This is a genomic window from Wenzhouxiangella sp. YN9, assembly GCF_056324165.1.
In genome coordinates this window covers 28,588-48,657 of the sequence record NZ_JBJNIP010000089.1, presented here as the reverse complement: position 1 = coordinate 48,657, position 20,070 = coordinate 28,588, and the positions used below count along the sequence as shown (strand labels likewise).

Below are 20,070 nucleotides of genomic sequence, written 5' to 3'. Positions count from 1 at the left end.
ACGAGGCCTCGGAGCACGTAGCAAGAGTTTCCGAGGCCTTGTTTTCTTGGCGTTCGTTGTCTTCCGTGCGATCGTTACAGCAAAGCCTTGCGGCGTCTGCTGCGTCCGACTCCCCACTCACTCGCTCGAGTTCACAAGCGAGCCTGCCAAGCGTTTCGCTTGCGCCAGCCAATTGCGGGACGAACGCACCGTTAGCTTGGTGAACACCGGTGGCACCTGCCCGTTGCCCAGTTGGATACGTATGATCTGCGAGCGCTCGCGTGGCTGAAATGCTCGCTGAAACTCGGCCGGCATCTGAACGGTCAGGGGCAGAACCTCACTCACGGTGCCGCCCATCTCTCGCACGCCATACTGCAGGGTCACCGGGTCACCCACGCGGATCTCGTAGAGCGCCCCGGGGCGGATATAAGCCAGCACGTGGGGTTCACCCACCAGCAAATCCATCAGCCGTCCGCTCTGTTCGGTGCTGCTGCCAACGTTGACCTGCAAATCGGCGACGATACCCTGCTCGGGCGCCCGCACCTCTCCCTGGCCGTACTGTTTTCGCAGGCGCTCGAGAGATGCCGTAAAGTCAGCGATGATGGCGTCGAGTCCCTCAGCCTCTTCATCGAGAGCATTGCGCTCGGCGACCAGCTCGGCAACCTCTCTGCGGTTGGCGTAATCGGCCTGGAACAGTTCATGTAGCGTCAGGTTGGTGGTCAGCCCTTCGCGCAACGCGCCCTCCCTGGATGAAAGCAGATCCTTGATCGCCTGCGCATGCTCGCGGGCAACGGGCAGCGTCTGGTCGATTACCAGCCGGCGGGCAACCAGTTTCTGGTGGCGAGCGCGGAACTCCGCCAGCCGGGCGGACAGATTGGCCACATCCTGAATGACGGGCAAAGAATCCACCGTTGCCAGCAGCTCGCCAGCACGTACACGACTGCCCTCACGTACCGCAAGCCCCTTGACCACGGCAGGAAAGCTGAGGCTGATGGCCTGGCGCTCCCGGGTCACCATGCCTTCTGCCGAAAGGTAGAGCAAATCGCCCACGAAAAGGTTGATCAGCCAGATCATCAGCAGCCCCAACAACCCGAGATAGATCCAGCGCCCCACGCGCCCACGACTGCTGCGCAACTCGGTGTGAAGACGGTCTTGTCGTATTTGCTTGCGTAAACGGCGCATCAGAATCGATCGGTTGCGGCTCGTACCTTGGTCGGCACATAAGGGTCACGGAAGGAACGGCGGAATATCAGCTCATCGACGTAGGCCAGCATGCGTACGCCGCGCTGAATGAACGTTGAAAACAGGATTTGACCGGGCACGAACCACAGATAACGCAGTGGCGCCCGACGCCGATAGAGCACATGCGCAATCAGATAAACCAGAATGCCCTGAGCAATATAGATGATCGTGGTCGCGCCCAGGATCAGCAGTGCGCCATGACTCCCAAGAGTCCAGAACAGCCAGCCAATATAGATATAAAAGCTGATCGACAGCACCACCTGGTAGAACAGAATATTGGTCATTGCCGCCATATTGGCAAAAGAGAAGCCGGCCGATAAGGGATTGAACGCACCGCGGTACTTGCGCATCCGGAAGCGGATGACACTGCGGTTCCAGCGCAAGCGCTGCCGGGTAAACCCCATCAGGGTTTCTGGAACATCGGTCATGGACCAGGCATGCGGTGCGAACTCGATAAGCCAGCCCGATCGCCGCAGTTTGTCGGTGATGTCAGCATCCTCGCCGGGCCCGACATCCCACCCACCGACCTGGCGAATGGCGCTACGCCGAAACACGCCAAAAGCGCCCGATACAATCGACAGAATGCCCAGTGCGGAAGCAAACCGGCGACCAATCGAGATGCTCATCAGGTATTCGATGCACTGGAAGCGAGCCATGAGACGTGCGTTGGCGTTACGCACCCCCAGATTTCCCGACACCGCACCCATGCGCGGATCGGACATGGGCGCAATCAGCTGCTGAAATGCATCACGATCGAATGAAGTGTCAATATCGACAATGCTGATGAGCTCATGGCTGGCGTACTGCATGCCCAGATTGATGGCGCTGGACTTGCCGCCACGGATTCCGCTGGAAATAACACGATGCAGAAGCCCTCGACTTTGCAGTTCGAGGCCGGTTCTGCGCATCTGGTCGACAGACCCGTCGTCGACCAGGATCAGCTCCAGCGAATCGTGTGTCTGCTCGTGCAAGGAACGAACCGATCGACGCAGCGCAGCGGATTCATTGAAACCTACAAGCAAGACGCTGACCGGCTCGCCGCAGTGCCCGGAATCGGTGCGACGTGCCCATGGCGCTGCCAGAAGCACCGCCACTATGCTCAGAAAGTAGCGGGAAAAATCAAAAATCACGTAGAACCAGAACAGGTGAACGAAGGCCCACAGATCCAGCTGGAATAACAGATCAATCGAAGACGGCATCGCCTTCGCTCCCGATCAAGTCTGCCAGCAGTTGCTCCATGTGCTCGACATCGTGCAGATGGCTTATTTCCACCTCCGGATACACGGCCATGATCTCACCGGCACGCTTTTCCAGACGCTGCGACAGCAGCTCGGTATACCTCGATTCAGTTTCGGGCAGAAGTACGTACAGCGTATGACCCCGGGCTGCCAGTGCATCGCTCTGGCGCAGCCCGCGGGCCAGAATTTCAACCAACAGATGCAGGGCCTGCGCAACATCCTGTCGGCCAGCGGTCCGCGCCAGCTCGTCGATATTGTTGACCGTGAGCGTCATCGCCGCCAGCGGTCGTTCATAGCGCCGGGCTTGTGCCAGCTGAAAGCGGAACAGCACGATGAAATCACGCAGAGCATAGCCGCCGGGCTGGCCGGCAACGTTCTCTTCCAGGCTCATGCGCGGCAGCGCGCCGCTTCTTGCCGCAGCCACGCCATCGGGCGTCAGGATGAAGTGATGCCACTTTCTCAGAGGCATCTGCTCCCCATCGGTATGCTTTTCGCAGTCCATGCAGACAAACCCGACCAGCGGGTCGCTGTTGGATTCCCTGCACGAGCGGCAACTACTGACTTTGCCCGGCTTGTCGTAATCAACGCCGTAATGCCGCAGTCTGCGGCGGCACTTCGGGCAAACCAGCTCGCTGCCCTGAAGGAACTCCTGCTCCGGCGCCTGGTAGGCACACCGGTAGTGGTGGATCAGCTCGCTGTCTTCCAGGTAGCTGCCGCGGCAGGCAACACATTCTTCGCGTACGTTCAGGCGTGAACCACTGCAGCCGGGACAGTAGTGGAGCAGGTCGAAACGACTGCGTTGCAGCAGACCCAACACCGCCATTTCTTCCAACTGATCCCGCACCGGGGCAACAGCCCCCAGCACTGGATAGGCAACGGCTTCCGGTTGCTCCGGTTGCCAGCATGCGCGAATCTCGCGCTGCCGCGAGTAGGCCCAGTTCAGAGCGATCAGTGCAGCCTGATCCGGAAGCCCTGCCGGATCAGGAAGCTCACGCAGCCGTCGAACGACGGGCGCCGCGGCCGCAACTCCTTGCTCCAGCGACTGCAAACTGGGGGCCGCATCATGCCAGAGCGCTTCAGGAAAGCTCTGGGGCCGCCCGGAGAAATCCAGAAGTGGCAGCAGGCAAATGTCTGGCTGATTGAAATGGGCTCGTGCCTCGTCTGCTGCATCCGCAAGCACCAGCGCAATATCCGCCTGCCCGGGCGCAGCCACAAGCTGATGCTCGGGTATCCCGGTCAGATACTTCTGATGATTGCCGATCACCCAGAAGCGGAAGCCTCCGAAAGGCTCCGATCTGTCTGTCGTCAAAACGTTCCCCTTTGGTTTGCAAGCGACTGCCGGATAGATGTGGGCAGCAATACGCGCAAGAAGAATGCGCGTGACAAACGTCAGTCACATTCAGATGAACCACTATCACTTTATTATAAATGAAAGTAGACGGACAGCACAATGGGCCAGCGCAGACCACGTGCCGGGACAGCGGCTGGCGTGGCTTACGGCGAGCTGCTGTTCTGTCCTGCCAGCCGCTCTGAGCCGCCGGAACTCAAGCAGGAATGACCTTGCCGGGGTTGAGGATGCCGTCGGGGTCGAAAGTCGCCTTGATTTGACGCATCAGTTCGATCTCGGCTTGTGAGCGGCTGTAGTGCAGGTCATCGCGTTTGAGCAGGCCGACGCCGTGTTCGGCCGAGACGCTGCCGTCAAACTCTTGCACCAGATCGAATACACGTGGACTCAAGCGACGGACGGCGACGCGGAAGTCCTCGACCGACCAGTCCGACGGCTTCAGCACATTCATGTGCAGGTTGCCGTCGCCGATGTGGCCGAACCAGACGACTTCGAATTCAGGGTAGTGCTCAGCCACCAGCTGGTGCAGTGATGCGAGAAACTCCGGTACCCGCGGGATGCGCACCGACAAGTCGTTCTTGTAGGGCGTGTGCGCGCTGATCGATTCGCTGATCGCCTCACGCCAGCGCCACAGCTCTTCCGCCTGGGTCAGCGACTGGCTGATGGTCCCGTCGGCAACGTGCCCGCTCTCTGCAAGGCGCTCGAACAGCTCGAGCGCCCGCTGCTGGCTGGCCTGTCCGGGGTCGTCGAATTCAACCACGGCGTAATACGGGCACTCGCCGTCGAGCGGAAACGTCTCGCCGGTTGTCTCGGCAACGTAGTCGAGCGAACGCCGGTCAAAAAACTCGAATGCCGACAGGGTCAGCCCGGCACGAAATTCGGCGAAAGACGGCATGATGGCAGCCAGGCCGGTAAAACCGACCAGCAACACGGATTGTTCGACAGGCGGCTGCGTCAGCGCCATGGTTGCCTCGGTGATGATGCCCAGCGCGCCTTCGGAACCGATCATCAAGTGGCGCAGATCAAAGCCGGTGTTGTTCTTGACCAGGCCGCGATTGAGATGCAGCACCTCGCCGGTGCCGGTAACCACGGTCAACCCCCGCACCCAGTCGCGCGTCATGCCGTATCGGAGCACGCGAATTCCGCCGGCGTTGGTGGCGATCGAGCCGCCGAGCTGGCTCGAATCGGCCGCCGCCCAGTCGACTGGATAGCACAACCCCGCTTCAAGCGCGCGACGCTGCAGTTCACCGACCGGCATGCCGGCCTGAGCAGACAGGCTCGGCTCGGTCGGATCGATGTCGATGAGCTGGCGCATTTTCTCGAGCGAAACCACCACTTCGCCCCGAGCAGCCACAGCGCCGCCGGAAAGGCCCGTGCGCCCACCACTGGGCACCAGCTTCAGGCGCTTGCGACGTGCAATGCCAATCAGCTCGACCACCTCTTCGGTGCTGCGCGGAAACACCACGGCTTCTGGCTGCGCGGGCCAGAACCGGGTCCAGTCACTGCCGTAATGGGCCAGCGATTCGGGGTCGGACAGGGATTCGATCGGATCAAATAGACTCATGGCGTTATTATCGCTGTTTTACCCCTGCAATCGAATCACGAATATGCCATCCAAGCACTCCCTGCCGAAAAACAAGATCCGCTTCCTGCTGCTCGAGGGCGTCCACGAGCGGGCGGTCGAGAGCATTCGCGCCGCCGGCTACGAACAGCTACAGGTCGAAGATGCCGCCATGCCGCCCGACCGCCTGGCCGACGCTCTCGCCGGCGTCCACTTTCTGGGCATTCGCTCGCGCACACAGGTCACCGAGGAGCTGCTCGATCGCGCCGACAAGCTTACCGCCATCGGCTGTTTCTGCATCGGCACCGATCAGGTCGACCTGGCCGCGGCCCGACGTCGCGGTATCCCGGTGTTCAATGCGCCTTACGCCAACACCCGCTCGGTAGCCGAGCTGGTGCTGGCTGAAATCATCATGCTCATGCGCGGCATTCCCGAGAAGAACATGGCCGCCCATCGCGGTGAATGGCTCAAGACCGCTCGCGGCTCGCACGAAGTGCGCGGCAAGACGCTGGGCATCGTCGGTTTTGGCCATATCGGCTCACAGCTCGGCATTCTCGCCGAAGGCCTGGGCATGAACGTGATCTTCCACGACATCGTCGACAAGCTACCGCTGGGCAATGCCCGCCAGACCAGCGGCCTGAGCGAGGTTTTGCAAACGGCCGACATCGTCAGCCTGCACGTGCCCGACACCGAGCAGACCCGCGGCATGATCGGCGAGCGCGAGCTGGCCACAATGCGCGCCGGCAGCCATCTGATCAACGCCTCGCGCGGCAAGGTGGTCGACATCGCGGCGCTGTCGGACGCGCTGCGATCCGATCACCTTGCAGGCGCCGCCATTGATGTGTTCCCCGCCGAGCCTTCCGGCCCGGACGAGCCTTTTGTCAGCGAACTCAAGGGGATGGACAAGGTTCTTCTGACACCACATATTGGCGGCTCCACCCGGGAAGCCCAGAAGAACATCGCTCTTGATGTGGCCGGCAAGCTGGTGCGCTATTCCGACAACGGCTCGACCATGGGCGCGGTCAACTTTCCGGAGGTCGCCCTGCCCGACCATGACACCGCCAGGCGCATTCTCCATATTCACCGCAACGAGCCCGGGGTGCTGCAGGCAATCAACTCGGTGTTTTCCCGGGCCGATGTCAACCTCGCCGCCCAGTATCTGCGCACCCTGCCGGACCTGGGCTACGTCGTGATGGACGCCGAAACCCATAATGCGACCGGTATCATCCGTGCCCTGGAGGCCATTCCCGAAACCATCCGCACCCGTTTTCTCTACTGACAGGATCACCGCCATGAACGATTCGGAAATTCATCTCGACCCAGAGGCTGGCACCTTCGAAACCGTCGTCGATGGCCAACGCTGCGTACTCGAGTTCTCGCTTGAAGAAAATGGCCGGGTCGTCAGCATGGATCATGTGCGCGTACCCGATGCGGTTGGCGGGCGCGGCATTGCCGGCAGGCTGACCCGACATGCGCTCGACTGGGCCGATGGCCAGGGACTGAAGATCCGGCCGCGCTGCCCCTACGTGGCCCGCTGGATCCAGCGCCATTCCGAATACCAGGGGCTGCTTGCGCAAGCTTGACGCCGCCCGCGTACTCATCTTGCGGACAACCGTCGCGCAGCTGTGGAATTGATGCATGATAAATGGTAATTTAGCTTGTTCGAGCTTGAGGAGGGTCCAATGATCGAGGGTCTTAGCCGCAACGCCGCACGCAACATCTTTCTGGGCGGCTCCATTCTCTTCTTCATCATCTTTGTTGCGCTGACAGTGCACAGCCACAATCACATCGTCACCCAGTCGACCGACCATGCGGGGCTGAGCGAGGAGGTGCGTCAGGGCAAGCACGTATGGGAGAAGGAGTCCTGCATCAACTGCCACAGCCTGCTTGGCGAAGGCGCTTACTTTGCGCCCGAGCTCGGCAATGTCTGGCTGCGCTACGGCGGGGCCGAAAACCCCGAAGCAGCGCACCAGGGCATCAAATCCTGGATTCGCCTGCAGCCCCTTGGGGTACCGGGCCGCCGCCAGATGCCGTCTTATGATCACCTCAGTGATGAAGAGCTCGACGCCCTGGTCGAGTTTTTCCGCTGGACGAGCACCATTGACACCCAGGGCTGGCCGCCGACGATTTCGGGATAACCAGGGAGACAAGCAAGAATGAAATTTCAGACGCAAAAAGTCGCCTACCCTTTCTTTATCACCGCGCTGATTCTGTTTGCCGCCCAGGTGACCTTCGGGCTCATGGCCGGGGCAGTTTACGTGTGGCCGGAGTTCATGGCCGAAGCCATGCCCTTCCATATCATCCGCATGAGCCACACCAGCCTGCTGATTGTATGGCTGCTGATCGGCTTCTTCGGCGCAACCTATTATCTTCTGCCTGAAGAGGCTGAAAACGAACTGCACAGCCCGGCCATCGCCTATCTCCAGCTCGCGCTATTCGTTTTCGCCGGCGCCGCAGCGCTGATCGGCTACCAGTTCGGCATCCACGAGGGTCGCGAGTTTCTCGAGCAGCCGACCTGGGTCAAGGTACTGATCACCATCGCCTTCTTGATGTTTCTCTACAACTGCTGGCGCACCCTGTGGCCCGGCCGGCGCACCGCCATTTCCACCATTCTGCTCGCCGGCTTGTCGCTGGCGGCTGTCTTCTGGCTGTTCGCCTTCTACAACCCGGCCAACCTGTCGCTCGACAAGCTCTACTGGTGGTACATCGTCCATATCTGGGTCGAGGGCGTATGGGGGTTGATCCTGGCTTCACTGCTGGCCTATCTGTTGATCAAGATGACCGGCGTGGACCGCGAAATCATCGAAAAGTGGCTCTACGTCATCGTCGGCCTGGTGCTGTTCGCCGGCCTGCTGGGTACCGGGCACCACTATTTCTGGATCGGCACGCCCGGCTACTGGCAGCCCATCGGCAACATCTTCGGGGCGCTCGAAGTGGTGCCGCTGTTCGCCATGGTGGCCTTCGCCTTCTACATGTTCTGGCGCGGCAGCCGCAACCACCCAAACAAGTCAGCCATCCTGTGGACGCTCGGCTGTGCCGTGATGGCCTTCTTCGGCGCCGGCGTGTGGGGGCTGATGCACAACATGTCCTGGGTCAACTACTACAGCCACGGCACGCAGATCACCGCCGCACACGGTCACCTGGCCTTCTACGGTGCCTACGTCATGGTCAACCTGGCGATCATCGCCTACGCCATGCCGCACCTGCGCGGCAAGCGGCCCTACAACCAGATCCGCAACATGTGGAGCTTCTGGCTGATGACCGCCGGCATGTCCTTCATGACCTTCACGCTGACTTTTGCCGGCGTGGTGCAAACGCATCTGCAGCGCGTCATGGGCGAGAATTACATGACAACCCAGGATCAGATCACGATCTTCTATGTCATGCGCTTTGCCTCCGGCGTGGTCGTGGTCCTCGGCGCCCTGCTCTACCTGTGGGCCATCCTGGGACCCGCGCGCGAACAAGTGCCACGCGGCGCGCCGCACATTGCCGCCGATGTCGACGTTGCCAATGAGTAATGTCGCCACTGCCAGGCAAGCCCCCGAGCATGCGCCCTGGTACCGCGAGACGGCTGGCGAGTGCGCATTTTTTGAGGCGGCCTACAAACACCGCCTGCCACTGCTGCTCAAGGGGCCGACAGGTTGCGGCAAGACCCGCTTCGTGGCCCACATGGCCGCTCGTCTCGGGCGGCCGCTGTACACCATCGCCTGCCACGACGATCTGGCCGCCGCCGACCTGACCGGCCGCTATCTGCTCTCCGGCGGTGAGACGAAATGGGTTGATGGCCCGCTCACGCGCGCAGTGCGCGAGGGCGGTATCTGCTATCTCGACGAGGTAGTCGAGGCGCGCAAGGACGTCACCGTCGTCTTGCACCCGCTGACCGACGACCGCCGCATCCTGCCGCTGGAGCGCACCGGCGAAGAGCTGCACGCGCCGCCGGAGTTCATGCTGGTGGCCTCCTACAACCCGGGCTATCAGCATTTGCTGAAAAGCCTCAAGCCGAGTACGCGCCAGCGCTTCGCCGCACTCAACTTCGATTTTCCGCCGCCGGAGGTTGAAATCGAGATCGTGGCCAACGAAAGCGGCCTGTCGAAGGATCTGTGCGCCGGCCTGATCAATCTCGCTCGCCAGATCCGCGAGCTCAAGGGCCAGGACCTGGAAGAAGGCGTCTCGACGCGCCTGCTGGTCTACTGCGCCAGCCTGATCGCCGGCGGCATGGCCCTGGAGACGGCCGCACGCGCCACGCTCATCCAGCCGCTCAGCGACGACGAAGACGTGATCGCCGCGCTCGAGGAATTGCTCGCCCACAGCTTCTGATGCGGCCACCATGACCGCCTGGTATGAATTCGAGGAAATCGCCGGCCGCTGGTGGCACGGCTGGGCAGCGGGCGCGGTCAGCTATCCTCTACACGACGACGCCGCCGTGGCCTTCGACGCGCTGCGCGACGTGCTGGCGATCTATTTCCGGGCGCTGGGCGGCGGCGCCGGCATCGAGCTGACCACCGCGCGCAGCGCCGAGCAGGACCACCGCCTGAGCTGGCGCCAGCGCCTGGGCCTGACGCGCGAGCCCATGGAGCTGGCCCGATTCGACGGCGAGCACGTGATCCTGCCGGCTGTGCAGGCACTCTATCCCCGGCAGGAAGACAACCGCCGGCTCTACTTCTGGCAGACGGCCTTCCTGGCGCACAGCCGCCTGGTTGCCACAACAAGCGACCCGCTCCAGCGCGACCTGCTCGAGATCGCCGAGGCCACCGCCACCACGCGCGCCCTGCTCGACGAGCTGCCCGGCTGGCGCGCCCCGTACGCGCGCCTGAGCGCCGAGCTGCTGGCACTGCGGCCTGCCCGCCGCCTGCCCGAACACGAGCAGGCCGTCGAACAGCTCATCTGCCACCTGCTCGACGATGCCCGCCCGCTCGATCCGCTGGCCGCGAACATGCATCGGGCGGTGACCGAACAGCCGGCAGCGATCGCGCAATTCAACGCGCCGTCAGGTTACCGCCCGCCCCTGCCGGTACCGCTGTGGCCGCAGGCCGAGCCCGCCCGCCCGCCGACGGCGGACGATGAACAGAAACCGGACGACGACGAAGAAGAACCCGGCGGTGACGGCAAGGAACTGGGCGAAAAGAAGTTCCGCGCCCGCCGACGCCGCCTCGACCAGAGCGAGCGCGACGATCCGCTGATGCTCAACCCCTTCGAGAAACTCATCTCCTGGGCGGAAATGGTCAACGTCAACCGCGCGGTCGACGACGATGACGAGGAAGACGCGCGCAAGGCGGCCCACGAGCTCGAAGAGCTGACCATCAGCAAGCACCGCCGCAAGGCGGCCACCCGGCTGAAGATGCAGCTCGAAATCGCGCCCGAAGCGGTCGCCGAGGGACGCGTCCTGGCCGAGCACACCCAGCCGGAGTGGCACTACCGCCGCCGCAGCCTGATGCCCGACTACTGCGCCATCCAGATCATCACACCGAAAACCAGGGACCCCGACTGGCAGCCTGACGCCGACATGCGCAGGCAAATCCATCGTGTTCGCCGCCAGTTCGAAGCCCTTCGCCCCAAGCGCGAAATGCTGCGCGGACAGCTCGACGGCGACGAGTTCGACACCGACGCCCTGGTGCGCCGCCAGGCCGAGATTGCCGCAGGTCACACCGGCAGCGACCGCGTCTACACCTCCTGGCGTGATCTGTCGCGCGATCTGGCCGTCAGCCTTCTGGTCGATACCTCACTATCGACCGACGCCTGGATGGACGACCGGCGCGTGCTCGATATCGAAAAGGAAGCGCTGCTGGTGCTCGCCCACGGCATCGACGCCTGCGGCGACGAACTGGCCATCAACACTTTCAGCTCGCATCGGCGAAAGCGCGTGGAAATCACCCCGCTGAAGCGCTTTTCCGAAGACATGGGCGCAAGAATCGAGCGGCGCATCGCCGCCCTCGAGCCCGGCCGCTACACCCGCATGGGCGCGGCCATCCGCCAGGTCACCGACGAGCTGGCAAAGCGCGACAACGGCCATCGCCTGTTGCTGGTACTCACCGACGGCAAACCCAACGACACCGACCACTACGAAGGCCGCTGGGCCATCGAAGACACGCGCATGGCCGTACGCGCTGCGCGCCAGAAGGGCCTGACCGTCTTCGGCGTGACCATCGACACCCGCGCTCGCCAGTACTTCCCGCTGATCTTCGGCCGCGCCGGCTACGCCATCGTCCCGCGCGCCGCCGCGCTGAGCCGCGCCCTGCCGGCCATCTATCGCCAGCTCATCGGACACTGACGTCGATCGAAGGCCATCTTTGGGAACTTCGAAGCGATAGCCGAGGTCACATCCATGTCCATGAATGCGTCGCCATTGACTTGCTGCTAGAGTAGCCGCCCGTGAAATCGTTCCTCGCCATTGCTTTGCGCTCGCTGCTGGCCCTCGCCCTTCTCGGCGGCGGGCTGTCGAGCTGGACGATGGCCGGGACCACGATGGCGGCCAGCGCCGCAGTGCAGGATCACGACAGCCAGTTCGGCCAGTGCCATCACGCGCCGAGCCAGGATGCCGATCATGCACTCACGCATGGCGCCGGCAGCGATCACTGTGGCGACAGCGACGACTGCGACAGTGCCTCGTGCAATCATCTGTGCCTAGCCGCCGGCCTGGCCGTACCCGTGCGCGCGCACTCGAGCGTCTGGCCGTCCGCCACCTGCCCGCCGGTGGCGTTCGCCGCACCGTCCCCGCACAACCACTCCAGCCCGCCAAAGCGCCCGCCCCGGGCCTGAACCTCAAGCTCGTCCGTTCTTTTTGAGAAGCCGACCGCCTGCGACCAGGCCGTCGCCGGCCGCGCTTTTCCGTGAAGTTTCGTAAACGACACTACGAGGTTCATCATGCCCGATGGCATATTCAGCCGCGCGCCAAGCGCCGGCATTCGTGCATGGCCGTGGCTGTGCATCTTCGCCGCGCTGGCACTGCCCGCAGCCGCGGCTCTGGCCGACGACTCTGAGAGCGAGCCGGCGCCGGAAAAGGCCCGGCGCACCGCCGTTCTGACCATGGATCAAGCTGTCGCCATGGCCACGGCAGCTTCCGACCCCGAGGCGGTGCGGTTCGCCGCGCGCGCCCGGGCGCTCGACAACGAGGCCGTGGCCGACGCCCAACTGCCCGACCCGATGATCACGGCCCAGGTGGCCAGTGTCCCGACCGACAATTTCAGCCTGGATCGCGACGGTATGACCCAGCCCCTGCGCCTTGGGCTGCGCCAGGAATTCCCCGCTGGCCGGTCGCTGGCCGTTCGCGGCCGCCAGCGCCGCGCCGAAGCACAAGCCCAGCGGGCCCGCAGTGACGAGGCCCTGCGGCGCATTGCCCTGGACACACGACAAGCCTGGCTGGAACTGGCCTGGCAGCAGCGCGCCGTCGGCATCCTGCAACAAAGCCGCGATCGGATCGAGGAGCAGATCGAGTCGCTACAGTCGCGCTTTGCCACCGGCAGGCTAAATGCGCAGAGCCTGCTGCGCTCGGAGCTCGAGCTGTCGTTGCTCGACGACCGCATCGCCGAGCACCGCCGTATGGCCGACCAGGCCCGGGCAACACTGGCCCGCTATATCGGCAGCGAAGCCTTTCGCAAGGTGCCGGATGCCATACCCGAGTTCGGGCTCGATTCGACCCGCCTTGAGGTGCTGCAGCGGCGCCTGGTCGATCACCCCGCCGCCCGCGCCCGGCAGGCGATGATCGAGGCCGCCGATGAAGGCATCGAGCTGGCGCGGGAAGCCTACAAGCCGAAATGGGCCGTCGAGGCTGGCTATGGCTTGCGGTTCGACCGCCCGGACCTGGCCAGCATCGGCGTGAGCCTGTCGGTGCCGCTGTTTACCGACAAACGCCAGGACAAGCGCCATCAGGCAGCCGCCCAGCGCAGCCGCGCAGCGCAGTTCGAGCGCGACACCGTATTGCGCAATCTGAGACAACAGCTTGACCAGGCCCTGGCCGACTGGCGGCGCTACCGCGAACGCCAGACGCTCTACGAGCAGGTCGTCGGGCAGCGCGCCGATCAAACCGTCGAGGCATCGGTCACCACCTACGCCAACGGCCAGACCGATTTCGCCGAGCTGATTCGCAGCCAGCTTGCCGCTCTGGATACGCAGATTAAACGAGTCGAACTCACGGCCCTGGCCGGCAAAGCCTGGGCACGCGTCACCTATCTGGTGGGAGAACAGTCGTGAACAAAGTACAAGTCATCATCATCGCCGCGCTGGCCGCCACGGCCGGGTTTCTGGGCGCCTGGTTCCTGACCGGGCAAGGCGACGGCGAAGCCGGGCAGACAGGCGAAGCCGAGCGCGAGATTCTCTACTGGGTTGCGCCCATGGACCCCAACTATCGGCGCGACGAGCCCGGCAAGTCGCCGATGGGCATGGACCTGGTGCCGGTCTACGCCGACGAGGCCGGACAGGCCGCCGACAGCGAGCCTTCGATCCGGATCAATCCGGCGGTCATCAACAACATCGGCGTCAAAACCGCGCCGGTCGAGCGCCGCGACCTGAACCGTCAAGTAGAAGCTGTCGGCCTGGTGACAGCCGATGGCGGGCGCATTTCGCACGTGCACGTGCGCACCGAAGGCTGGATCGAGGAACTGCATATCAAGACGCAGGGTGATCGCGTCAGCGCCGGAGACCCCCTGTTCGAAATCTATTCGCCGGCGCTGGTCAGCGCCCAGGAGGAGTACCTGCAGGCCAGCCGCATGGGCAACCAGTCGCTGCTGCGCGCCGCGCGCATCCGGCTGGTCGCCCTGGGGATGAGCGACAGGCAGATCGAGGCGCTTGGCCAGCGCGGCAGCTCGACGCGACGATTCACGGTGCAGGCGCCCAGCGACGGCTACGTGATCGAACTCAACGTTCGCCAGGGCATGTACGTGCAGCCGGGCAACACCATCATCAGCATTGCCGATCTGACCCGGGTCTGGGTGGAAGTCGACCTGTTCGAGGGTCAGATCGCCTGGGTCGACACCGGGCAGACAGCGACCATGACCCTGCCCTTCTCCGCCACCGATCGCGAGTGGGACGGTGAAGTCGACTATGTCTATCCTACCATGCGCGCCGAGACCCGCACCGGCCGCGTGCGCCTGGCCTTCGACAATCCCGACCTGGCGCTCAAGCCCAATATGTACGCCAGCGTCGAAATTGCCGCCGCGCCGCACCGCGAGGCCCTGGCCGTGCCCACACAATCGATCATCCGCACCGGCGACGGCAAGCGCGTGATCCTGGCGCTTGGCGACGGCCGCTTTCGTCCGGCCAGGGTCGAAACCGGCCTCGAGGTCGACGGCATGACCGAGATTGTCGCCGGGCTCGATGAAGACGAGCGAATTGTCGTATCCGGACAGTTCCTGATCGATTCCGAAGCCAGCGTCGACGCCAGCCTGCTGCGCATGATCGGCGAGAGCGATGGTCACGGTGATATGGATCACGGCGAAATGGAACATGGCATGGACCACGAAGCCATGAATCACGAGGACATGGACCACGAGGACATGGACCACGGGGATATGGATCACGAAGCCATGAACCACGGCGACATGAACCACGAAGGCATGGATGAGGAAGCAATCGACCACGAGGCCATGATCCATGTCGATGCCGAAGATGACATCACGGGAGGCCGGCAATGATCGCAGCCATCATTCGCTGGTCGATCAGGAACCGCTTCCTGGTGCTGATGCTCGCCGCCCTGCTCGCCGCCTGGGGCACCATCGCCATGTTCCGAACGCCCCTGGACGCCATCCCCGATCTGTCGGATGTCCAGGTGATCGTCAAGACCACCTATCCGGGTCAGGCGCCGCAGGTGGTCGAGGATCAGGTCACCTACCCGCTGACCACGGCGATGCTCTCGGTGCCGGGCGCAAAGACGGTGCGCGGCTACTCCTTCTTCAACGACTCGTTCGTCTACGTCATCTTCGAAGACGATACCGATCTGTACTGGGCCCGCTCGCGCGTGCTCGAGTACTTGAGCCAGGTCGCGCCCACCCTGCCGCCCGAGGCCCGACCCGCGCTCGGCCCGGACGCCACCGGCGTCGGCTGGGTCTATCAGTATGCCCTGGTCGATCGAAGCGGCGATCACGACCTGGCCGAGCTGCGCTCGCTGCAGGACTGGTTTCTGAAGTTCGAGCTGCAGACCGTCGAAGGCGTCTCGGAGGTCGCCGCCATCGGCGGCATGGTGCGCCAGTACCAGGTGGTCGTCGACCCCGACAAGCTTCGGGCCTACAACATTCCCCTGTCGAAGGTCAGCGAAGCGATCCGCAGCGGCAATATGGAAACCGGCGGGCGCGTCATCGAGATGGCCGAGGCCGAATACATGATCCGCGCCACCGGCTATGTCGATTCACTCGAGGATCTCGAGGCCATCCCGGTGCGCACCACCGAAGACGGCGTACCGATCCGTATCCGCGATATCGCCCGTGTCCAGTTCGGGCCGGATCTGAGGCGCGGCATCGGCGAGCTCAATGGCGAAGGCGAAGCGGTCGGCGGCGTGATCGTGATGCGCTTCGGCGAGAACGCCATGGCCACCATCGAGCGGGTCAAGGACAAGCTCGAAGAGCTCAAGAAAAGCCTGCCAGAAGGCGTCGAGATCGTGGAGACTTACGACCGGTCCTCACTCATCGGCCGGGCCGTGGACACGCTCACCGAGAAGCTGATCGAGGAGTTCATCGTCGTCGCCCTGGTGTGCCTGCTCTTCCTATTCCACTTCCGCTCGTCGCTGGTCATCGTGCTCAGCCTGCCGCTCGGCATTCTCTCGGCGTTGATCATCATGCAGATCCAGGGCATCAACGCCAACATCATGTCCCTGGGCGGCATCGCGATTGCCATTGGTGCGATGGTGGACGCCGCCATCGTCATGATCGAGAACTACCACAAGCATCTGGAAAGACACGGCGACTCGCTGGAAGGCGAAGCCCGCTGGAACGCGCTGGCCGACGCGGCCGTGGAGGTCGGTCCGGCGCTGTTTTTCGCGCTGTTGATCATCGCCCTGAGCTTCGTGCCGATCTTCGCGCTCGAGGCTCAGGAAGGGCGCATGTTCAAGCCCCTGGCCTTTACCAAGACCTACGCCATGGCGGCGGCGGCCGGCCTGGCGATCACCCTGGTGCCGGTGCTGATGGGCTATCTGATCCGCGGCCACATCACGCCGGAGCACAAGAACCCGCTCAACCGCTTCTTGACCTGGATCTACCGACCGGTTCTGGCGGCAGCGCTTCGCTTCCCGATCCTGACCGTGGTCATCACGCTCGCCATCCTGGCCAGCGCCTGGCTGCCCTACAGCCGCCTGGGAAGCGAGTTCATGCCCGAACTCGATGAAGGCGACCTGCTCTACATGCCCAGCGCCTATCCGGCGGCTTCAGCCGGCAAGATGACCGAAATCCTGGGCCAGACCAACCGCCTGATCATGTCGGTGCCCGAAGTCGAGACCGCCTACGCCAAGGCCGGACGCGCCGACACGGCCACCGATCCGGCACCCCTGACCATGGTCGAAACCACCATCCGGCTCAAGCCCCGGTCCGAATGGCGCGACGGCATGACCATGGACAAACTGAAGGCCGAGCTGGATTCCCTGGTGCAGGTTCCCAGCCTGACCAATACCTGGATCATGCCGATCAAGAACCGCATCGACATGCTGGCCACCGGCATCAAGACTCCGGTCGGCGTCAAGGTCGCCGGGCCCGATCTGGAGGTCATCAACCGGATTGGCTCGGACATCGAGCGCGTCATCGAAAACGTTTCGGGCACGGCGTCGGTCTACGCCGACCGGGTCACCGGCGGGCGCTACGTCACCATCGACGTCCAGCGCGAGCAGGCGGCCCGCTTCGGGCTCAACATCCGCGACGTGCACGAGATCGTGCGCTCGGCCGTGGGCGGCATGACGATCAGCCAGAGCGTCGAGGGTCTCGAACGTTACCCGATCAACATCCGGTACCCGCGTTACAAGCGCGAGTCGGTCGAGGAGTTGCGCGATCTGACCATCGTCACGCCGCGCGGCGAGCAGATCCCCTTATCGGCCGTGGCCAATCTTCAGGTCGAGACCGGGCCCGGGGTGATCCGCACGGAGAACGCGCGACTCAACGGCTGGATCTACGTTGACGTCAACGACCCGGATCTCGGCGGTTACGTGCAGCGTGCGAAGGAAGCGGTGGCCGAGCAGGTCGAGCTGCCGCCCGGCTATTCCCTGGGCTGGTCGGGCCAGTACGAATTCATGCAGCGCGCGGCCGACCGGCTCAAGCTGGTCGTGCCGGCGGCGGTCGGCATCATCATCCTGCTGCTGTTCATGAACTTCCGCAATCCGATCTCGGTACTGATCATCCTGGGCACCCTGCCGCTGTCGCTGGTCGGCAGCTACTGGCTGCTCTATCTGCTGGGCTACAACATGTCGGTGGCCGTCGGCGCGGGCATGATCGCCCTCGCCGGCGTGGCCGTCGAAATCGGCGTGCTGATGATCGTCTATCTGGACCAGTCCCTGGCGCAAAAACACGGTGAGGTGGCCGGGGAAGGACAATCGATCCGCAAGGAAGATGTCATGCAGGCGGTTACCGACGGCGCCCTGCTGCGCGTGCGCCCCATCATGATGACGGTGGCCGTAATCATCGCCGGGCTGTTGCCGATCATGCTTGGCCACGGCACCGGCTCGGCAATCATGCGCCGCATTGCCGCACCCATGGTCGGCGGCATGGTCAGCGTGACTGTGCTGACCCTGCTGGTGGTGCCGGTGATCTATTACCTGTGGAAATCAGTCGCCGCTCGGTCAGCGTAGTATCAAAGACGTCTTCAAGGAAACCCAACCATGAAAGCTATCCCCGCCGTCATCAAGACCCTGGTTGCCGTCGCCATCCTGGCGACCCTGGGCGTCTTCATTTATGTCTGGAGCGGACTGTATCCGGTTGCCGTCGGCTCCGGACACAGTGCGCCGGTCACCTGGCTGCTCAAGACCACCCGAGAGCGATCCGTTGCCGTGCGCGCAGCCGACCTGGTCGTGCCAGACGATCTCGATTCGCCCGAGCGCGTTGCCGCCGGCGCCGCACACTACGATGCCATGTGCGTCGCCTGCCACGGCAAGCCCGGACAGGAACCGGCCGATGCGTTCGAGCCCGCCCCGCCGGCGCTGTATCGAAAGCGACTCGAGCCGCGCGCAGCGTTCTGGACCATCAAGCACGGCCTGAAGATGACCGCCATGCCCAGTCACCTCGACCACAGCGACAAGGAAAACTGGGACACGGTCGCCTTCGTCCAGGCGCTGCCGGATATGAGCAGCGAGAGATACCAAAGCCTGACCGAGAATGCCAGCCACGACGACGACGGGCATTCCCATGACCAGGCCGAGCCCACAAGCGAACTCACAAGCGGGACCGATCCGGATCACGAACCGATGGCCGAGACCCCGCAGCAGGCCATCGACGGCTTCACCCATGCGCTGATCGAAGGCCGCGGCGAGGCCGCCCTGGCCTGGCTGCACCCCAAGGCCACGATCATCGAGGGCGGGCATGTCCAGTCCATCGACGAATACGCCGCCGGCCATCTCGACAGCGACATGAAATTTCTTTCGCAGATCGAGATCGAGACGATCTCGCGCGACATCCAGGTTACGGACGGTCAAGCCACAGTCGAAACCCGTTCGCGCTTCAGCGGTCAGGTCGACGACCGGAAAATCGACCTGGAAAGCACGGAATTCGCCACCCTGATCGAGACCGAAGATGGCTGGCGAATCAGCCAGATCGCCTGGAGCTCGCAGCCATTTTCAGACGACGAGAACGAAACCCCCAAGTCACATACCCAAGGAGACAACGACCATGACCATTAATCGCATTCTTTTCACCGGCGCGCTGATTGCCGGCGCCTTTCTGATCTCCGCCTGCCAGGCCCAAACACCGGGCAGCGATGCATCGGCCGATTCGGCATCGATGACAAAGGAGATGACGGTCTACCACGACCCCAACTGCGGCTGCTGCGGCAAGTGGACCGAGCACATGCGCGCCAACGGCTTCACGGTCGAAGAGGTACCGACGCAGGACATGAGCAGCGTCAAGCGCGAGCTTGGCGTGCCGCGCGATCTACCCTCCTGCCACACAGCCGTGATCGGTGACTACGTCATCGAAGGCCATGTGCCGGCCGAAGACGTCAAGCGCCTGCTCGCCGAACAGCCCGACGCCCGGGGCCTGAGCGTACCCGGCATGCCGATGGGCTCGCCCGGCATGGAATACGACGGCCGGCGCATGGCCTTTGATGTGATCCGCTTCGATGACGACGGCGCCACCTCGGTGTTCAATCACTACGAAGCCATCGAGCGGGACTGACCGATGCCCATGCGAAAGATCGAAGCCATCATTCGCGTCAGCGCTCTGGAGCCGGTAGAAGAAGCGCTCAGAAACGCCGGCGTCAGCGGACTGACCATCAGCCGCGTACGCGGCTTCGGCGCCTACCGCAATTACTTCCGTGACGACTGGACGCACCGCTACGCGCGCCTGGAAATCTTCACCTCGCGCGCTGCGGAGATTGCCGACCTGATCGTCGATTCGGCGCACACCGGCCAATCGGGCGACGGCATCGTGGCCATCGAACCGGTGGACAAGGCCATCCGGATCAGAAGCCGGAAAGTCATTACCAATGGTGAGAGCTGACAACTGAAGCCTGATCGATGCTGTCGCTTCGCTGGTCGCAGTAAACGAGCCACGGCAATTGACAGCAATGCACCGCATGTAATTCGCATA

The 20,070-nt window shown here is 63.4% G+C and carries 18 protein-coding genes; 14 read left to right on the top strand and 4 right to left on the bottom strand.

The window, feature by feature from the left end; genetic code table 11:
• Nucleotides 1-117: 117 nt before the first annotated feature.
• From ACEWQ0_RS06400 to ACEWQ0_RS06390, 3 genes are all read right to left on the bottom strand, one after another.
• Nucleotides 118-1,092 carry an HlyD family secretion protein gene (locus tag ACEWQ0_RS06400; protein ID WP_476484870.1) on the bottom strand — a complete coding sequence of 325 codons (975 nt, stop codon included), beginning with the start codon at nucleotides 1,090-1,092 and terminating at the stop codon, nucleotides 118-120.
• Between the two features lie 68 nt (nucleotides 1,093-1,160).
• Nucleotides 1,161-2,420, bottom strand: a complete 1,260-nt coding sequence (locus ACEWQ0_RS06395) for a glycosyltransferase family 2 protein (protein ID WP_476484869.1) — start codon at nucleotides 2,418-2,420, stop codon at nucleotides 1,161-1,163.
• Nucleotides 2,404-3,372 (bottom strand): TackOD1 domain-containing metal-binding protein, encoded by a 969-nt coding sequence (locus ACEWQ0_RS06390; RefSeq protein WP_476484941.1) that lies wholly within the window; start codon nucleotides 3,370-3,372, stop codon nucleotides 2,404-2,406. Before ACEWQ0_RS06390 ends, ACEWQ0_RS06395 begins: the two co-directional genes overlap by 17 nt.
• Between ACEWQ0_RS06390 and ACEWQ0_RS06385 the strand changes: the two genes are divergently transcribed.
• Nucleotides 3,259-3,891: a hypothetical protein gene (locus tag ACEWQ0_RS06385; RefSeq protein ID WP_476484944.1), complete on the top strand. Its 633-nt coding sequence runs from the start codon at nucleotides 3,259-3,261 to the stop codon at nucleotides 3,889-3,891. The genes ACEWQ0_RS06390 and ACEWQ0_RS06385 overlap by 114 nt on opposite strands.
• 112 nt (nucleotides 3,892-4,003) lie before the next feature.
• Here the strand turns inward: ACEWQ0_RS06385 and ACEWQ0_RS06380 are convergent, their stop codons facing one another.
• Nucleotides 4,004-5,368, bottom strand: a complete 1,365-nt coding sequence (locus ACEWQ0_RS06380) for an FAD-binding oxidoreductase (RefSeq protein ID WP_476484868.1) — start codon at nucleotides 5,366-5,368, stop codon at nucleotides 4,004-4,006.
• A 43-nt stretch (nucleotides 5,369-5,411) separates the two neighbouring features.
• Here ACEWQ0_RS06380 and serA point away from each other — a divergent pair, with 43 nt between their 5' ends.
• The 13 genes from serA (at nucleotide 5,412) to ACEWQ0_RS06315 (ending at nucleotide 19,980) form a co-directional block, all read left to right on the top strand.
• Complete coding sequence (serA, locus tag ACEWQ0_RS06375) at nucleotides 5,412-6,644, top strand: phosphoglycerate dehydrogenase (protein WP_476484867.1); 1,233 nt, start codon at nucleotides 5,412-5,414, stop codon at nucleotides 6,642-6,644.
• 13 nt (nucleotides 6,645-6,657) lie between these two features.
• Nucleotides 6,658-6,948, top strand: a complete 291-nt coding sequence (locus tag ACEWQ0_RS06370; protein WP_476483086.1) for a GNAT family N-acetyltransferase — start codon at nucleotides 6,658-6,660, stop codon at nucleotides 6,946-6,948.
• Nucleotides 6,949-7,047: 99 nt separating this feature from the next.
• Nucleotides 7,048-7,503, top strand: coding sequence for a c-type cytochrome (locus tag ACEWQ0_RS06365; RefSeq protein WP_476484866.1), 456 nt, complete (start codon nucleotides 7,048-7,050; stop codon nucleotides 7,501-7,503).
• An 18-nt stretch (nucleotides 7,504-7,521) separates the two neighbouring features.
• Nucleotides 7,522-8,883 carry a cbb3-type cytochrome c oxidase subunit I gene (locus tag ACEWQ0_RS06360; RefSeq protein ID WP_476484865.1) on the top strand — a complete coding sequence of 454 codons (1,362 nt, stop codon included), beginning with the start codon at nucleotides 7,522-7,524 and terminating at the stop codon, nucleotides 8,881-8,883.
• On the top strand, nucleotides 8,876-9,682 hold the full coding sequence (locus ACEWQ0_RS06355; RefSeq protein ID WP_476484864.1) for an AAA family ATPase: 807 nt from the start codon (nucleotides 8,876-8,878) through the stop codon (nucleotides 9,680-9,682). Before ACEWQ0_RS06360 ends, ACEWQ0_RS06355 begins: the two co-directional genes overlap by 8 nt.
• 10 nt (nucleotides 9,683-9,692) lie before the next feature.
• Nucleotides 9,693-11,633: a nitric oxide reductase activation protein NorD gene (locus tag ACEWQ0_RS06350; RefSeq protein WP_476484863.1), complete on the top strand. Its 1,941-nt coding sequence runs from the start codon at nucleotides 9,693-9,695 to the stop codon at nucleotides 11,631-11,633.
• 101 nt (nucleotides 11,634-11,734) lie between these two features.
• Nucleotides 11,735-12,121: a hypothetical protein gene (locus ACEWQ0_RS06345; protein WP_476484862.1), complete on the top strand. Its 387-nt coding sequence runs from the start codon at nucleotides 11,735-11,737 to the stop codon at nucleotides 12,119-12,121.
• A gap of 105 nt (nucleotides 12,122-12,226) precedes the next feature.
• A complete protein-coding gene (locus tag ACEWQ0_RS06340) occupies nucleotides 12,227-13,552 on the top strand; it encodes a TolC family protein (RefSeq protein WP_476484861.1) in 1,326 nt (441 codons plus the stop codon).
• Nucleotides 13,549-14,991: an efflux RND transporter periplasmic adaptor subunit gene (locus ACEWQ0_RS06335; RefSeq protein WP_476484860.1), complete on the top strand. Its 1,443-nt coding sequence runs from the start codon at nucleotides 13,549-13,551 to the stop codon at nucleotides 14,989-14,991. The genes ACEWQ0_RS06340 and ACEWQ0_RS06335 overlap by 4 nt, the downstream gene beginning before the upstream one ends.
• Nucleotides 14,988-18,119 (top strand): efflux RND transporter permease subunit, encoded by a 3,132-nt coding sequence (locus ACEWQ0_RS06330; protein WP_476484859.1) that lies wholly within the window; start codon nucleotides 14,988-14,990, stop codon nucleotides 18,117-18,119. The genes ACEWQ0_RS06335 and ACEWQ0_RS06330 overlap by 4 nt, the downstream gene beginning before the upstream one ends.
• A gap of 30 nt (nucleotides 18,120-18,149) precedes the next feature.
• Nucleotides 18,150-19,163, top strand: a complete 1,014-nt coding sequence (locus ACEWQ0_RS06325; RefSeq protein ID WP_476484858.1) for a c-type cytochrome — start codon at nucleotides 18,150-18,152, stop codon at nucleotides 19,161-19,163.
• Nucleotides 19,153-19,656, top strand: coding sequence for a DUF411 domain-containing protein (locus tag ACEWQ0_RS06320; protein WP_476483076.1), 504 nt, complete (start codon nucleotides 19,153-19,155; stop codon nucleotides 19,654-19,656). Before ACEWQ0_RS06325 ends, ACEWQ0_RS06320 begins: the two co-directional genes overlap by 11 nt.
• Nucleotides 19,657-19,659: 3 nt before the next feature.
• Nucleotides 19,660-19,980 (top strand): P-II family nitrogen regulator, encoded by a 321-nt coding sequence (locus tag ACEWQ0_RS06315; protein ID WP_476484857.1) that lies wholly within the window; start codon nucleotides 19,660-19,662, stop codon nucleotides 19,978-19,980.
• The last annotated feature ends 90 nt before the right edge of the window (nucleotides 19,981-20,070 follow it).

Excerpts from the sequence above, each read along its gene's own strand:
- ACEWQ0_RS06395 (WP_476484869.1), bottom strand. The coding sequence starts at position 2,420 with ATGCCGTCTTCGATTGATCTGTTATTCCAGCTGGATCTGTGGGCCTTC.
- ACEWQ0_RS06380 (WP_476484868.1), bottom strand. The coding sequence starts at position 5,368 with ATGAGTCTATTTGATCCGATCGAATCCCTGTCCGACCCCGAATCGCTG.
- serA (WP_476484867.1), top strand. The coding sequence starts at position 5,412 with ATGCCATCCAAGCACTCCCTGCCGAAAAACAAGATCCGCTTCCTGCTG.
- ACEWQ0_RS06370 (WP_476483086.1), top strand. The coding sequence starts at position 6,658 with ATGAACGATTCGGAAATTCATCTCGACCCAGAGGCTGGCACCTTCGAA.
- ACEWQ0_RS06365 (WP_476484866.1), top strand. The coding sequence starts at position 7,048 with ATGATCGAGGGTCTTAGCCGCAACGCCGCACGCAACATCTTTCTGGGC.
- ACEWQ0_RS06360 (WP_476484865.1), top strand. The coding sequence starts at position 7,522 with ATGAAATTTCAGACGCAAAAAGTCGCCTACCCTTTCTTTATCACCGCG.
- ACEWQ0_RS06355 (WP_476484864.1), top strand. The coding sequence starts at position 8,876 with ATGAGTAATGTCGCCACTGCCAGGCAAGCCCCCGAGCATGCGCCCTGG.
- ACEWQ0_RS06350 (WP_476484863.1), top strand. The coding sequence starts at position 9,693 with ATGACCGCCTGGTATGAATTCGAGGAAATCGCCGGCCGCTGGTGGCAC.
- ACEWQ0_RS06340 (WP_476484861.1), top strand. The coding sequence starts at position 12,227 with ATGCCCGATGGCATATTCAGCCGCGCGCCAAGCGCCGGCATTCGTGCA.
- ACEWQ0_RS06330 (WP_476484859.1), top strand. The coding sequence starts at position 14,988 with ATGATCGCAGCCATCATTCGCTGGTCGATCAGGAACCGCTTCCTGGTG.
- ACEWQ0_RS06325 (WP_476484858.1), top strand. The coding sequence starts at position 18,150 with ATGAAAGCTATCCCCGCCGTCATCAAGACCCTGGTTGCCGTCGCCATC.
- ACEWQ0_RS06320 (WP_476483076.1), top strand. The coding sequence starts at position 19,153 with ATGACCATTAATCGCATTCTTTTCACCGGCGCGCTGATTGCCGGCGCC.
- ACEWQ0_RS06315 (WP_476484857.1), top strand. The coding sequence starts at position 19,660 with ATGCCCATGCGAAAGATCGAAGCCATCATTCGCGTCAGCGCTCTGGAG.